This window comes from Kribbella antiqua, assembly GCF_004345665.1.
Lineage (GTDB): Bacteria > Actinomycetota > Actinomycetes > Propionibacteriales > Kribbellaceae > Kribbella > Kribbella antiqua.
Genome location: NZ_SLWR01000022.1, coordinates 1 through 13,677, shown reverse-complemented (window position 1 = coordinate 13,677; position 13,677 = coordinate 1). Strand labels below are relative to the sequence as shown.

13 protein-coding genes are annotated in these 13,677 nt (G+C 68.2%); 11 read left to right on the top strand and 2 right to left on the bottom strand.

Annotated elements, in window-relative coordinates; genetic code table 11:
* The 7 genes from EV646_RS38290 to EV646_RS38260 all read left to right on the top strand — a co-directional run bounded on the left by EV646_RS38290 (position 1) and on the right by EV646_RS38260 (position 7,745).
* The gene (locus EV646_RS38290; RefSeq protein WP_132157682.1) at positions 1-1,584 is read left to right on the top strand and encodes an amidohydrolase; all 1,584 of its coding nucleotides are present in this window, start codon (positions 1-3) and stop codon (positions 1,582-1,584) included.
* Entirely contained in the window at positions 1,581-3,140 is a 1,560-nt protein-coding gene (kamD, locus tag EV646_RS38285) for a lysine 5,6-aminomutase subunit alpha (protein WP_241996605.1), read from the top strand. Before EV646_RS38290 ends, kamD begins: the two co-directional genes overlap by 4 nt.
* Positions 3,137-3,889, top strand: coding sequence for a lysine 5,6-aminomutase subunit beta (gene kamE / locus EV646_RS38280; protein ID WP_132157678.1), 753 nt, complete (start codon positions 3,137-3,139; stop codon positions 3,887-3,889). Before kamD ends, kamE begins: the two co-directional genes overlap by 4 nt.
* A 2-nt stretch (positions 3,890-3,891) precedes the next feature.
* Complete coding sequence (gene kal, locus EV646_RS38275; RefSeq protein WP_132157676.1) at positions 3,892-4,281, top strand: 3-aminobutyryl-CoA ammonia lyase; 390 nt, start codon at positions 3,892-3,894, stop codon at positions 4,279-4,281.
* 571 nt (positions 4,282-4,852) lie between these two features.
* Positions 4,853-6,418, top strand: a complete 1,566-nt coding sequence (lnt, locus tag EV646_RS38270) for an apolipoprotein N-acyltransferase (RefSeq protein ID WP_132157674.1) — start codon at positions 4,853-4,855, stop codon at positions 6,416-6,418.
* 31 nt (positions 6,419-6,449) lie between these two features.
* A complete protein-coding gene (locus EV646_RS38265) occupies positions 6,450-7,211 on the top strand; it encodes a polyprenol monophosphomannose synthase (RefSeq protein ID WP_199237499.1) in 762 nt (253 codons plus the stop codon).
* A 3-nt stretch (positions 7,212-7,214) separates the two neighbouring features.
* A complete protein-coding gene (locus EV646_RS38260; RefSeq protein WP_132157672.1) occupies positions 7,215-7,745 on the top strand; it encodes an FxsA family protein in 531 nt (176 codons plus the stop codon).
* A gap of 154 nt (positions 7,746-7,899) precedes the next feature.
* On the opposite strand, the gene EV646_RS38255 is transcribed toward EV646_RS38260, so the two are convergent.
* Positions 7,900-9,036 carry an SGNH/GDSL hydrolase family protein gene (locus EV646_RS38255; protein WP_132157670.1) on the bottom strand — a complete coding sequence of 379 codons (1,137 nt, stop codon included), beginning with the start codon at positions 9,034-9,036 and terminating at the stop codon, positions 7,900-7,902.
* 71 nt (positions 9,037-9,107) lie between these two features.
* Positions 9,108-9,479 (bottom strand): RNA polymerase-binding protein RbpA, encoded by a 372-nt coding sequence (locus EV646_RS38250; protein WP_130448290.1) that lies wholly within the window; start codon positions 9,477-9,479, stop codon positions 9,108-9,110.
* 235 nt (positions 9,480-9,714) lie between these two features.
* Between EV646_RS38250 and EV646_RS38245 the strand changes: the two genes are divergently transcribed.
* The 4 genes from EV646_RS38245 to EV646_RS38230 are packed head-to-tail and all read left to right on the top strand — an operon-like array spanning position 9,715 to position 13,525.
* The gene (locus tag EV646_RS38245; protein WP_132157668.1) at positions 9,715-11,055 is read left to right on the top strand and encodes an efflux RND transporter periplasmic adaptor subunit; all 1,341 of its coding nucleotides are present in this window, start codon (positions 9,715-9,717) and stop codon (positions 11,053-11,055) included.
* The gene (locus tag EV646_RS38240; protein WP_132157666.1) at positions 11,045-11,737 is read left to right on the top strand and encodes an ABC transporter ATP-binding protein; all 693 of its coding nucleotides are present in this window, start codon (positions 11,045-11,047) and stop codon (positions 11,735-11,737) included. The genes EV646_RS38245 and EV646_RS38240 overlap by 11 nt, the downstream gene beginning before the upstream one ends.
* Positions 11,737-12,966 (top strand): ABC transporter permease, encoded by a 1,230-nt coding sequence (locus tag EV646_RS38235; RefSeq protein ID WP_132157664.1) that lies wholly within the window; start codon positions 11,737-11,739, stop codon positions 12,964-12,966. The genes EV646_RS38240 and EV646_RS38235 overlap by 1 nt, the downstream gene beginning before the upstream one ends.
* Before the next feature lie 10 nt (positions 12,967-12,976).
* Positions 12,977-13,525 carry a hypothetical protein gene (locus EV646_RS38230; RefSeq protein WP_132157662.1) on the top strand — a complete coding sequence of 183 codons (549 nt, stop codon included), beginning with the start codon at positions 12,977-12,979 and terminating at the stop codon, positions 13,523-13,525.
* Positions 13,526-13,677: the final 152 nt, after the last annotated feature.

Here is a 13,677-nt window from a genome sequence, read left to right as displayed (position 1 = left end):
GTGCGCACACTTCTGACGAACGGTTCCGTCTACTCTCCCGCCGACCCCCACGCGACCGCGATCGCGTTCGACGACGGCGTGGTCACCTGGCTCGGTGACGACACCGGCGCCTCGTCGTACGCCGACGGCGCGGACGAGGTGATCGACCTCGACGGGAAGCTGGTCACGCCTGCCTTCGTCGACGCCCATGTCCACACCGCGCAGACCGGCGCGCTGCTGACCGGTCTCGACCTCGCCGGTACGACGTCCCTCACGGAAGCGCTCGACAAACTCGCAGCCTTCGCGGCGCAGCTCGCACCGGACGCGCTGATCGACGGCGCCGGCTGGGACGAGACGAAGTGGCCCGAGGGTCGCCCGCCGACCGCTGAGGAGCTGGACCGCGCGGCTGGTGGCCGGCGCGTGTACCTGTCCCGAATCGACGGTCACTCCGGCGTGATCTCGTCCGCACTGGTGCCCGCGGCAACGGGCGACGGCTACGACGCAAGCGGTCGAGTCGAGCGCGATGCGCACCACGCTGTCCGCGACGCCCTGAGCGAACTCATCGGGCCGGACCAGCGCCGCAAGGACATCGAGGCCGCGCTGAAGGTAATGGCGTCGAAGGGGATCGGCGCGTTCCACGAGATGGCGGCTCCGCACATCGGGCCGCTGTGGGAGCTGCCGATCGTCCGCGAAGTAGCCGAGCAGGTCGGCTTGGCCGCGACGCTGTATTGGGGTGAACCCGGCGTCTTCGAGCACATCGGCAAGTACGACTTGGCTGGTCTGGCCGGCGACCTCAACGCGGATGGCGCACTTGGCTCGCGTACGGCGGCTCTGCGGGAGGCGTACGCCGATCGCGCGGATCACCGCGGCCACGCGTATCTCACGCCCGAGCAGATCGCTGAGCACGTGATCGCGTGCACCGAGCGGAACGTCCAGGCCGGCTTCCACTGCATCGGCGACGCCGCACTCGACAACATCGCGCGCGGCTTCGAGCTCGCGGCGTCGAAGGTCGGTGCGCAGGCGTTGGTAGCGGCCCGGCACCGGCTCGAGCATGTCGAGATGGTCGATGAGGCCGCGATTGCGACGCTTGCCCAGTGCGGCGTGGTGGCCAGCGTCCAGCCGATGTTCGACGCGCTCTGGGGCGGCCCGGACGGCATGTACGCCGAGCGCGTCGGCGACCGGTGGCAGGGGATGAACCCATTCGGCTCGCTTGCCCGCGCAGGCGTCGTACTGGCGTTCGGGTCTGACTCGCCGGTGACGGAGCTGGGTGGCTGGGAGGCCGTGCGTGCGGCCGCGTTCCATCACGACAAGGCTGAGCGAATCACCGTGCGGGCGGCGTTCCAGGCCCACACGCGCGGCGGTTGGCGGGCGGCGGGGATCGATGACGCTGGTGTGCTCGCGCCCAGTACCGCGGCGACGTACGCGATCTGGCAGAGCGACGCCGACCTCGTCGTACAGACGCCGGACGACCGAGTTGCGGCCTGGTCGACCGATCCGCGGGCCGGCGTACCTGTGCTGCCCGACCTCAGCGAGGGAACGCCTACCTGTTTGCGGACCGTTGTCGGCGGTCGCGTTGTTCATGAATCCGAAGGATGGCCGTCGTGAAGAAGAAGCTCGACCTCGATCCGGTCACCGTCCGGAAGGCGCGCAGCCTGGCGCGCAAGGCCGGGCGTCCGATCGTCAACCTGGCGCGGCAGCACACGACGGTGTCGGTCGAGCGTGCGGTACTGCGACTTGCGGGGCTGCCCGGTGCCGATACCGAAGGCATTCCGTGGGTGAACCGGCTCGCGGACACCGTACGGGCTGATGTCGGGCTGGAGCACGGGCTTGCCTTGCCGGTGTGGGACGCACTGGTCCGTGGCGAGGCGGAGGACCTTGCTGTCCTTGCGCAGAAGGCCGCCTCGGGGTCGGTGACGTTCCGCTTGCCGGAGGGACGGGACGCAGTACGCGCGCGGGCAGCATCACGGAAGGCGGCCGCGGCCGGACTGAAGCGGATCGATGCGCGGCGGCGGGAGCGGGACCGGCTGATCAAGCGGCACGGCGATCCCGAGCAGCGACCGTGGATCTACCTGATCGTTGCCACCGGCGACATCTACGAGGACATCCCGCAGGCGCAGGCGGCAGCGCGTGAAGGCGCGGACATCATCGCGGTGATCCGGTCGACCGGGCAGTCGCTGCTGGACTACGTGCCGGAGGGCGCGACCCGGGAAGGATTCGCCGGGACCTACGCGACGCAGGAGAACTTCCGCCTGATGCGGGCCGCGCTGGACGAGTCGTCGCGCGAATTGGGTCGTTACGTCCGGCTGACGAACTACGCGTCTGGGCTGTGCATGCCCGAAATCGCGACACTGGCCGGGCTCGAGCGGCTGGACATGATGCTGAACGACTCGATGTACGGGATCCTGTTCCGCGACATCAACCCGATCCGCACCTTCGTCGACCAGCGGTTCAGCCGGCAGATCCACGCGCGCGCCGGGATCATCATCAACACCGGCGAGGACAACTACCTGACCACCGCCGACGCGGTCGAGGCGGCGCACACGGTCACCGTGTCCCAGCTGCTGAACGAGTACTTCGCCAAAGAGGCCGGGCTCGAGGACTGGCAGCTCGGGCTCGGGCACGCGTTCGAGATCAACCCGGATCTGCCGGACTCGTTCCGGCTCGAGCTCGCGCACGCGATGCTGGCCCGGCAGCTGTTCCCGGAGGCGCCGCTGAAGTGGATGCCGCCGACCCGGCACATGACCGGCGACGTGTTCCGCGGTTACCTGCTGGACGGGTTCTTCAACCTGGTCGGCGCGATGACCGGCCAGGGCATCCTGCTGGTCGGCATGATGACGGAGGCGGTGGTGACGCCGTGGATCTCCGACCGTGACCTGGCGCTGCAGAACGTCCGGTACGTCTTAGGTGCCGCCGGCAACCTCCACGAGGACTTCCAGCCTTCGCCGGACGGGTTCATCGCGCAACGGGCCCGGCAGGTGCTGGCCGAGTCGGTCGAGCTGCTGGAGGAGATCGTCGACGACGGCCTGCTGAACGCCATCGGCGACGGCACCTTCGGCCTGATGAAGCGTCCTTCGGATGCCGGCCGCGGCCTCGACGGCGTCGCGCGGCGCTCGTCGGAGTACTACAACCCGGCGACCGAGCTGCTCGAGGAGGCGCAGTGAGCATCATCCGACCGTACGGCGATACGACGGGTGACGGCATGGTGCAGATGTCGTTCACCTTGCCGATTCCGCATGACAAGCGGGCCGAGGGTGCCGCCGTACAGCTGGCGAACAAGATGGGGATAGATCCCGCGCTGGTCGTGCACGCCAAGCCGATGGGTCCGGACTTCACGTTCTTCGTCGTCTACGGACCGGTGAATCACCTGGTCGACACCTCCAAGGTCGAGGTGGTGGAGCGAGACTATCCGCTGCTGTCGCCGAAGGAAGTGAACCTCGCGATCCGCAAGAGCCTGCGCCGCCGGCTGACCATCGTCGGTGCGTGTATCGGCACCGACGCGCACACGGTCGGCATCGACGCGATCATGAACATCAAGGGCTTCGCGGGGGAGAAGGGCCTGGAGTACTACCGCGAGCTGAAGGTGGTCAACCTCGGCGCCCAGGTCGCCGTACCGGAACTGGTACGCCGGGCCAGGGCGGAGAAGGCGGACGCGATCCTGGTGTCGCAGGTGGTCACGCAGCGGGAGGCGCATGTCCTGAACACCAAGGAGATGTCGGCCGCGTTCCGCGAGGCATACTCTGAGGACGCCCGTCCTGTTTTAGTTGCTGGCGGCCCCCGTTTCACCGAGCAGATGGCCGATGAGCTCGGGGTGGATCGGGTGTTCGGCCGAGGTACGACGCCGGGCGAGGTGGCCAGCTATCTGGTCGATGCACTGGTGACCAAACGTACGTCACACAAGAGGAGCGCGTAAAGGTGTCAAAGGCAACTATCGGCTTGACCGTCAGCCATCGGCGGTACGTGCCGTACAGCCATGCGCACTACGCGGGCAACCTGGTCGACGGCGCTTATGTCCTGGCGTTGTTCGGTGATGTCGCGACCGAGGTGTGCATCCGGGCCGACGGCGACGAAGGCCTGTTCGCGTCGTACTCGGACGTGCAGTTCCTGGCGCCGTTGCGGGCCGGTGACGTTGTGGAGGTGAAGGCAACGATCACCCGGGTCGGGAACCGCAGCCGCGAGCTGGAGTTCAGTGCGTACGTCGTCTGCCGGGGCCGACCGGACAAGTCCGAGTCGGCGGCCGAGGTGCTGGCCGAACCGCTTGTGATCACGCGCGCAAAGGGCACCGTCGTCGTACCGGTTGAGTGACGATTAGTTGCCCTGGGTAACGATTACGTGGCGTGCCGACATGGCTCTGTAACGTGACTTAGCTGAGCGTTCCTCGTTTTTCCTTGTAGGGCACGCGAAAGTGTTACAACGGCCTCAAGGAGCCGGCCGGGAGGTTGACACCAAAGCCTCCTAGCGAGGATCGTTTTGGGAGTCGTCATATCCCGTTTGATCAACGGTCACACGGAGTTCGGCCACCGGATGATCCCGCGACGCTGACCAGGCCAGTGCCAGGCTTGAGTCGACGGGGGCTGAGATCGCCGGTGGTTAGCCCCCCGCGGGGCAGAGGTGGAAGAGGCTCGGCGGCCAGTAGACAACAGCCGCCCGGTTCGCAGCCAGCGGATCGGCGGTTGGTCCGAAGGAGCGCCGAGCCTCTTTCCTATTGCGAGACCGTTTTCTGAGTGCTTCTCACTTCCTCGCGGTGCGTCGGCAACTGCTCACTTTTCGCAGTCGACACCGGTTGGCTACTGACCGGATACATTTGCGCGCCCCGGACGTTGTACCGTCATGCATCCGGCATCCGCCGGGGACGGTGAGGACAAGGGGTCGGCGCGTGGAACGGTTGAAGGCTCTGGGGCGCGTCCTGCCGCGGGTCGCCGTGGCTGTGGTCGCGGGTGGCCTGCTCGGCTACGCCTTCGAACCGCACGACCACCCGTGGCTCATCGTCATCGCCGTACCGCTGTTCCTGGCCGCCCTCAACGGCGCCTCGGCCAAGGCGGGCTTCCTGATCGGCGCCGGCTTCGGCATCACCTATTACGCCGTCCTGGTGCCGTGGCTCACTGTCATCGGTGGCGACGCCGCGATCGCGCTGGCGATCCTCGAGGGGCTGTTCTACGCGGTCTTCGGGATGTTCGCGACGCAGGTGCTCAAGCTGAAGCTGTGGATGCTGTGGATCCCGTGCCTGTGGGTGGCGACCGAGTACGCGACGGCTTCGGTGCCGTTCGGCGGGTTTCCGTGGGGCCGGCTGGCTTGGGCGTTCTCCGACTCGCCGCTGGGCAAGCTGGCCTCGCTGGTGGGCATCCCGGGGCTGAGCTTCGCGATTGCGCTGCTCGGCGTCCTGGCGTACGCCGTACTGCGGCCGAAGAGCGCGCTGAAGCTACGAGTGGTCGCGCTGGTCGCCGGGGTGGCGATCGTCGGTGGCAGCACGCTGATCAACCTGTCGAGCGAGGGCAACGGCAAGGTCGTGAAGGCCGCGATGGTGCAGGGGAACGTGCCGGGCAAAGGGCTGGAGTTCCTCGGCCGCGCCCGGACGGTCACCCGCAACCACCTGAACGCCACGCTGGACCTCGAGAAGAAGGTCGAGGCTGGCACCGAATTGCAGCCCGACATCGTGATCTGGCCGGAGAACTCGACCGACATCGACCCGTTCAAGGACGACGAGACCCGGGCCGACATCGAAGAGGCCGTGAAGGCGGTCGATGTGCCGATCCTCGTCGGCGCCGTACTGGAAGGCCCTGGGCCGAACGAGCGGCAGACGACCGGCGTGGTCTGGGACCCGAAGACCGGGCCTGGTCAGATCTACGCCAAGCGGCATCCGGTGCCTTTCGGTGAGTACATCCCGTTCCGCGACCAGTTGCTGCCGTACATCAAGCGACTCGAGATGGTCGGCCGGCAGACGGCGCCCGGCAAGGTGCCCGGCGTGCTCCCGATCGGTGGGGTCACGTACGGCGACGTGATCTGCTTCGAGGTCGCGTACGACGACGTGGTCGAGGACGTGATGAAGGGCGGGGCCCAGATCCTCGTCGTCCAGACCAACAACGCGACGTACGGCGGGACCGGGCAGCCGGAGCAGCAGTTCGCGATCACCCGGATGCGGGCGATCGAGACCGGCCGGACCGTGCTGATCGCGTCCACCAGCGGGATCTCCGGCGTGGTCCGGCCCGACGGGAAGGTCGAGCACAAGTCGGCACAGTTCGTGCCGGATGTGTATGTCGCCACCGTTCCGGTCCGCGATGCCCATACGCTGGCCACCACACTCGGCGGCTGGCCGCAGTGGATCCTGACCGGCCTGGGGATCCTCGGAGTGGTGCTGGCACTGTTCGCCCGTCGCAGGCGCGCCGACACCGGCTCCGGGACCCCGCCGGCGCCCACCCACAGCCGCGAAAAGGTCCCGGTCTGAGACAGGCCGGCTCGGCACAAGGAGTAGCAGCGTGAGCAGCCCCTTCGGCGATCTCGGCCGGATCCTGGTCATCATCCCGACGTACAACGAGGCCGAGAACATCGAGCCGATCGTGACTCGCCTGCGGGATGCCGTACCGGAAGCGGATGTGCTCGTCGCCGACGACAACTCACCCGACGGCACCGGCGAGCTGGCCGACAAGCTGGCCGCGAACGACGACCACGTCCACGTCCTGCACCGCAAAGGCAAGGAGGGCCTCGGGGCGGCGTACATCGCCGGTTTCCGCTGGGGCCTCGAGCGCGGATACGGCGTACTCGTCGAACACGACGCGGACGGGTCGCACCAGCCCGAGCAGCTGCCGCGGTTGCTGACCGCGTTGCGCGATGCCGACCTCGTCCTCGGGTCGCGGTACGTGAAGGGCGGCGAGGTGCAGAACTGGCCCAAGTCGCGGGAGATCCTGAGCCGCGGCGGCAACATCTACACCCGGATCGCTCTCGGCGTACCGCTCGCGGACGCCACCGGCGGGTATCGGGCGTTCCGGCGAGCAACACTGGAGGGGATCGGGCTGGACGAGGTCGCCTCCGCGGGCTACTGCTTCCAGGTCGATTTGGCGTGGCGGGCGGTCAAGGCCGGCTTCCGGGTGGTCGAGGTACCGATCACGTTCGTGGAGCGGGAACGTGGTCAGTCGAAGATGTCGCAGGCGATCGTGATCGAGGCGATGGCGCGGGTCGGGCGTTGGGGACTGGCACACCGGGGCCGGCAGTTGCGCGGACTCGTCTCCAGGAAGGGGTAGGACATGCCGTGGTTCGTGGCGCTCGCGCTGCTCATCGTGCCGATCGCCGAGATTTACGTGATCATCCAGATCGGGCAGGTGATCGGCGGCTGGCCGACGGTCGCCCTGCTGATCGTGGAGAGCGCGCTCGGTGCCTGGCTGATCAAGCGTGAGGGCCGGCGTGCCTGGAACGCGCTGCGAACCGCGCTGCAGACCGGGAAGATGCCGGGGCGCGAGCTGGCTGACGCAGGGCTTGTGCTGGTCGGCGGGACGCTGCTGCTCACGCCTGGGTTCATCACCGACATCTTCGGGTTCTTCTTCGTCCTGCCATTCACCCGACCGCTGGCTCGCCGCGGGATGTCAGCCTTCCTTGGCCGCCGGTTCGCCACGCAGCTCGGCGGAGCCAACCTCACTGGCTTCATGCCCGGCGGCTTCGGCCCAGCCTCCGGTCCTGGCAGCACCGGCTTTACCCCCGGTGGTCCAGGTCCGCGCTCTTCCTCAGACGACGTGATCCAGGGCGAGGTCATCGACCCAGACCGTCCACAAGACAAGTAGTGAGACCCGCCCTCGCCTCGCTCGGGCGGGAGTGGGGTTGAGACGCGCCTTCGCTTCGCTCGGGCGGGGGTGGGGCTGAGACCCGCCTTCGCTTCGCTCGGGCGGGGGTGGGGCTGAGACCCGCCTTCGCTTCGCTCGGGCGGGGGTGGGTGGGTTAGTCCGCGAACGGGCCGTTGAAGGCGTGTTTGGCGAAGCGTTCGGCGATCCGGCGGTGGCTGGGACCGTCTGGGTGGAGGTCGTCGGGTAGGGGGAGCTCGGCGTTGTCGGCTTCGCCGTACAGGTCTCGGCCGTCGAGGTAGTGAAGATTCGGGTCGGTCCGTACGGCGGTGATGCGGGCGAGCTCGTCCCGGATGACGTTGAGGGTGAGCTTGCCGGTGGCTACGTCGGCCGGGTCGCCGGTCGCCTGGAAGCGGAGCTCGCCGCGGCTGAGGGCGCTGAGGTCCCACAGCGTCGGGCCGGGGGTGTCTTCGTGCATCGGGCAGAGGACGGGGGAGACGACCAGCAGCGGGGCCGTGGGGTGGCCGTCGCGGATGGTGTCGAGGAAGCCGTGGACGGCGGCGGTGAAGGTGCGCAGCCGGTACGCGTCGGTGTTGACCACGTTGATGCCGAGCTTGACGCTGATCAGATCCGCCGGCGTGTCCCGGATTGTCCGCGCGACGAACGGCTGCAGCAGCGCGCTTCCGCCGTACCCGAGATTGATCAGCTCCACCCCACCGAGCGAGGCAGCCAGCGCCGGCCAGATCCCGGTAGGGCTGGTCGCATTCGACCCATGACTGATCGAACTCCCGTGATGCAGCCACACTCGCCGGCCGTCGTCCACGACGGGCTCGACCGGCGCATCGGTGCGCAAGGCAACAAGTTCGGTCGTCTCGGTATGTGGCAGCCAGATCTTGACGGTCTTCAGCTCACTGGACAGCCCACCGACCCGCAGCGTCCCAACCTCCCCAGCCCGCCGCTCCGCACTGCCAGTCGCCAGGTCGATCTCCAGCACATCCCCACCCGGCACGCTGGCCTGCTCCACCAGCCGCCCATCAACGAGTACGTCGTACAGCCCGTCCGGCTGTGGCGGAACACCGAGATACAGGCGCTTGGTCGGCAGCACATCCAACTCGACAGCCGTCGCCCGGCTTCGGAAGACCAGCCGCACGCCCGACGGCTGCGACTCGACCATCGCCAGCTGCGGATCGTTCGCCTGCTCCCGAGCCCACGCCGGCACCCGATGCGGCAACACCCCGCGCTCAGTCGTCTCCAGTTCGACGGCGCCATGCAACAGGTCTGCGGTGATCTGCATGCGGACACGGTAGCGGGCATGGAAAACGGGCCTCGCCGCGACGCTGCGGGGAGGCCCGTTCGAGGTTTGGGTCAGGCGGTGCGCTTGGTGCGGTGGAGGTGGGCCGGGCCGATTTCGCCCTTGCGGAGGAGTTCTACTCGCTCGGCGAGGAGTTCCTCGAGTTCGGAAATGCTGCGGCGCTCGCGCAGCATGTCCCAGTGCGTGCGGGCCGGCTTCTCCTGCTTCGGCTCCGGCTTCTCACCGGTCGACCGGGCGGCCTCGCTGCCGCAGTGCGGGCATTCCCAGACCGCGGGCACCTCGGCATCGTGAGCCATGGTGACCTCGACCACGTGACCGCGGGGGCAGTCGTACGTGATCATCTGGCGCGGCGCGAACTCGACACCGCGGTCATCCTCGAAGCTGACCCCACCCAGCCCCGAACCACGCAGTACGCGATTAGACATGTCAAACCTCCGAGATCGTCATCCGTGCCAACGGTCGGCCGGCCCGGATCATTCCCATTTTGGCATGCCCGAGCCACATGTACGCACCTGACAGCGCCGTCGTGACGCCCTGTCATCGAGCGTTCACACATCACGGTGTGTCGCGATCCGCCTGGTATCCGACGCGCCAACTTCACAGGGAGTTGCCAGGAATGCGGGATCAGTTCCTCAGCAAACGCCCCTAGCGTCTGCATCCATGGTGCTACCCCGCCACAAGCTCCGTGGCCTCAGCTTCGTGAACGTGGCCCTGGTGGCCATCGTCCTCGCCATCGCGATCACCGCCTATTTTCTCTTCTTCCGCAAGGACGCACCGGCCGCCAGCGCGACCCGCCCGACCGTGGCGGTGGCCCGCGGCGAGGTCACCGCGAGTGTCAGCTCCAGCGGCACCCTGGCCAGCTCGCAGACCGCCTCGCCGCAGTTCGAGACCTCCGGGACCGTGACGCAAATCATGGTCAAGGTCGGGCAAGTCGTGGCCAAGGGCGCCGCGATCGCCAAGGTCGACCCGTCGGCCGCCGAGCGGGATCTGCGGATCGCCGATCAGAACCAGATCGCCGCGGCGAACTCGGTCACCGCGGCCGAGGAGACCCTGAGCGACGCCAAGGACGCCGCCGAGGAGGCGGAGGAGGCTTCGGCCAGTCCGACGCCTACGACCGGCCAGCAGCAGACTCAGAGCCAGGGCCAGACCCAGAATCCGGAGGTTGCCGTCAGCAACGCCGAGGCCAGCCTGGCCCGCGCCAAGGCGGACAAGGAACAGGCGGACCAGAACGTCGAGGCGGCCCAGGCGGCCGTCGACGCGACCACCCTGAAGGCGCCCATCGCCGGCACGATCACGGCGATCAATGGCACGGTCGGCTCGGTCGCCGGCAGCTCGAGTTCAGGCTCAGGTAGCGGTTCAGGCTCGACCTCAGGTCAAGGTTCAGCCTCCACCAGTACGACGACAACGTCGACCTCCGGCTCCGGCTTCGTCGACATCTCCGACCTGAAGAAGCTCCAGGTGGTCGCGGCGTTCCCCGAGGCCGACGCGATCAAGATCAAGGCCGGCCAGTCCGCCACCGTCACCCTCAACGCCGAGCCCGGCACCACCCTGACCGCGACCCTCGCCTCGGTCTCGCCGACACCGACGACCACGAACGGCGTCGTGTCGTACTCGGGCACGTTCTCGCTCGCCAAGGTCCCGGCGAACGCCCGGATGGGCCAGACGGCGAACGTCACCGTCCAGACGGCGAAGGCGACCAATGCCCTCTACGTCCCGAGTACGGCGATCGCCACCAGCGGTACGACGTACACGGTCACGATGGCCGACGGCGGCGGCACCCGCGAGGTGAAGATCGGCGTCAAGGGCGACAGCTACACCCAGATCACCTCCGGCCTGAACGAAGGCGACCTGATCGAGTTGCTCCAGGGCTCGATCAGCAGCGCCGGCCAGAACGGCCAGAACCGGACCGGCCAGTTCCCTGGCGGCGGGCAGTTCCCCGGCGCCGGTGCGGGCGGCGGTACGGGCGGGTTCGGGGGAGGCGGGACGAACCGTGGCCGCTGACGCCCTGATCGATATCCGGGACGTCACCAAGACGTACGGCGCCGGCGAGACCGCCGTACACGCTCTGCGCGGTGTGTCCCTGCGGGTCGAGGCCGGTGAGTACGTCGCCGTGATGGGCTCGTCCGGATCCGGCAAGTCGACGCTGATGAACATCCTCGGCTGTCTCGACATACCGAGCCGGGGCGAGTACTGGCTCGACGGCAGCAACGTGGCCCGGCTGACCGAGGACCAGCAGGCGCTCGTCCGCGGCCGCAAGATCGGGTTCATCTTCCAGTCGTTCAACCTGATCCCGCGGACCACGGCGATCGCGAACGTCGAGCTTCCGCTCACCTACGCGCATCTCCGCCGAGCCGAGCGCCACAAGCGAGCCGCTCGCGCACTGGAGCTCGTCGGCCTGTCGGATCGTGCGGATCACCGCCCCAACCAGCTGTCCGGCGGTCAGCAGCAACGGGTGGCGATCGCCCGCGCGCTCGCGACCGGGCCGCGGATCCTGCTCGCCGACGAGCCGACCGGCAACCTCGACCAGCATTCGACCGAGGAAGTGCTGGGTATGTTCGACGAGCTGAACGCCGACGGCCGGACGGTCGTGGTGATCACGCACGAGAACGAGGTGGCGGCGCGCGCCCGGCGGCTCATCCAGGTCTCCGACGGCCGGATCGTCGCCGACGAGGTGACCCGCTGATGTCACCCCGCGATCTGTTCGGGGCGGCCCTGCGCGGCCTCGGCGCGAACAAGCTGCGCTCACTGCTGACCGTCCTGGGCGTCTCGATCGGCGTCGGCGCAGTCATCGTCCTCGTTGCTGTCGGCAACGGATCGGGCAAGGCCGTGCAGGACCGGCTGGAGGCGATGGGCACCAACCTGCTCTCGGTGTCGACGACCGGCGGTGGCGGCGGCTTCCAGCGCGGCCAGGCCGGCCCGTCGGCCCAGCAGTACAGCCTCACGCTCGAGGACGCGTCCGCTCTCGCCGACAAACGGCTCGCTCCGGACGTGGCGTCCGCCGCTCCGGTCATGACGAGCTCCGGTACGGCGACCAACGGCGACGTCAGCTACACCGTCAACCAGGTCATCGGTACGACGCCGTCGTACCTTCCGGCCACGAACACGCCGGTCGAGATCGGGCAATCCTTCACCCAGCAGGACGTCGACAGCTCGCAGCGGGTCATCCTGCTCGGGCAGACGGCCGCGACCGAGCTGTTCACGCGGCCGGCGGCGGCAGTCGGTCAGACGATCAAGCTCGGCGCGGTCGACTTCGTCGTACTGGGGGTCCTGGCGAGCAAGGACAGCACCGGGTTCTCGGATCCGAACGCGACCGCGATCGTGCCGATCAGCACGCTGCGGGCGACACAGGCCGGGTACGGCTCGCTGAACCAGATCGTCGTACAGGCGGCCGACAAGGACCGGGTGGACGTCGCGGAGGCCGAGGTGACGGAGTTGCTGACCGCGCGGCATCAGGTGCCGGCCGATGAGACGTCGCCGTTCCGGATCACCAACTCGGCGCAGATCCTGCAGACCAGCCAGGACACCGCCAAGACCTTCACCGCGCTGCTCGCGACGGTGGCCGCGATCAGCCTCGTCGTCGGCGGGATCGGGGTCACCAACATCATGCTCGTCACCGTCACCGAACGGACCCGGGAGATCGGCATCCGCAAGGCGCTCGGTGCGCGGCGACGGACGATCCTCGGTCAGTTCCTGATCGAGGCGACGCTGCTGAGCCTGATCGGCGGGGCCGTCGGGGTCGGCGCGGCGCTGATCGTCAGCCGCTTCCAACTGGCCGGTGTGCAGCCGGTGCTGGTGCCGTCGTCGATCGCGCTCGCCCTCGGGGTGTCCGCAGCCGTCGGCCTGTTCTTCGGCAGCATGCCGGCGCACCGAGCCGCCGGTCTCCGTCCCATCGACGCACTACGTCACGAGTGAAAGGCATCTGATGAGCAACCAACCGCCCGAGGAGTTCGCCCAGATCGGGTCCGACGAGGAGGTCGACGAGGCGCTCAAGCCTCGCAAGACCCTGAACCTGCCCGCGGCGACCGCAGTCCTGGCCGGCATCGTCGTGCTGGCTGTCGGTCTCGCCGGTGGTGCTGGGCTGCACGCAGCCTTCGCCTCGGACAGTACGTCGACTCCGCAGCAGGCCGGGCGTGGTCCCGGAGGCGCGGGGTACGGCGGTTTCCGCGGCGGCTACGGCCAGGGACAGGGTCAAGGGCCAGGCGGTCAGGGCGGCAACGCCACGATCGGCACGGTGGTCTCGGCGACGAGTTCATCGCTGGTGGTGAAGACCCAGAACGGCGACGTCACCGTCAAGCTCACCGGCAACACGACGTACGAAATCACCAAACAAGGCACCGCGTCCGACCTGAAGACCGGCCAACAGGTCGTCGTCACCGGCCAGTCCACCGACGGCTCCATCACCGCCACAGCAGTCCGCCAGGGCGGAACCTTCGGCAACTTCCGCTCCCCAACCGCAACTCCTAGCCGATAGGACGCTCGCCTAGCGGACACTTGCCCCCCGCCGCGTTTGGTGGGTTCACCCACCAACTGGTGGGGCGGGCTCAAGGAGTGATTGCAACACCTTTCGGTTGAAGGGGTGTTGTGATGGGTGCTCGTGGTGGTCGTCCTCGGTTGCCGGTGGAG

Excerpts from the sequence above, each read along its gene's own strand:
- EV646_RS38260 (WP_132157672.1), top strand. The coding sequence starts at position 7,215 with ATGCCGTGGTTCGTGGCGCTCGCGCTGCTCATCGTGCCGATCGCCGAG.
- EV646_RS38245 (WP_132157668.1), top strand. The coding sequence starts at position 9,715 with ATGGTGCTACCCCGCCACAAGCTCCGTGGCCTCAGCTTCGTGAACGTG.
- EV646_RS38255 (WP_132157670.1), bottom strand. The coding sequence starts at position 9,036 with ATGCAGATCACCGCAGACCTGTTGCATGGCGCCGTCGAACTGGAGACG.
- EV646_RS38250 (WP_130448290.1), bottom strand. The coding sequence starts at position 9,479 with ATGTCTAATCGCGTACTGCGTGGTTCGGGGCTGGGTGGGGTCAGCTTC.
- EV646_RS38230 (WP_132157662.1), top strand. The coding sequence starts at position 12,977 with ATGAGCAACCAACCGCCCGAGGAGTTCGCCCAGATCGGGTCCGACGAG.
- EV646_RS38235 (WP_132157664.1), top strand. The coding sequence starts at position 11,737 with ATGTCACCCCGCGATCTGTTCGGGGCGGCCCTGCGCGGCCTCGGCGCG.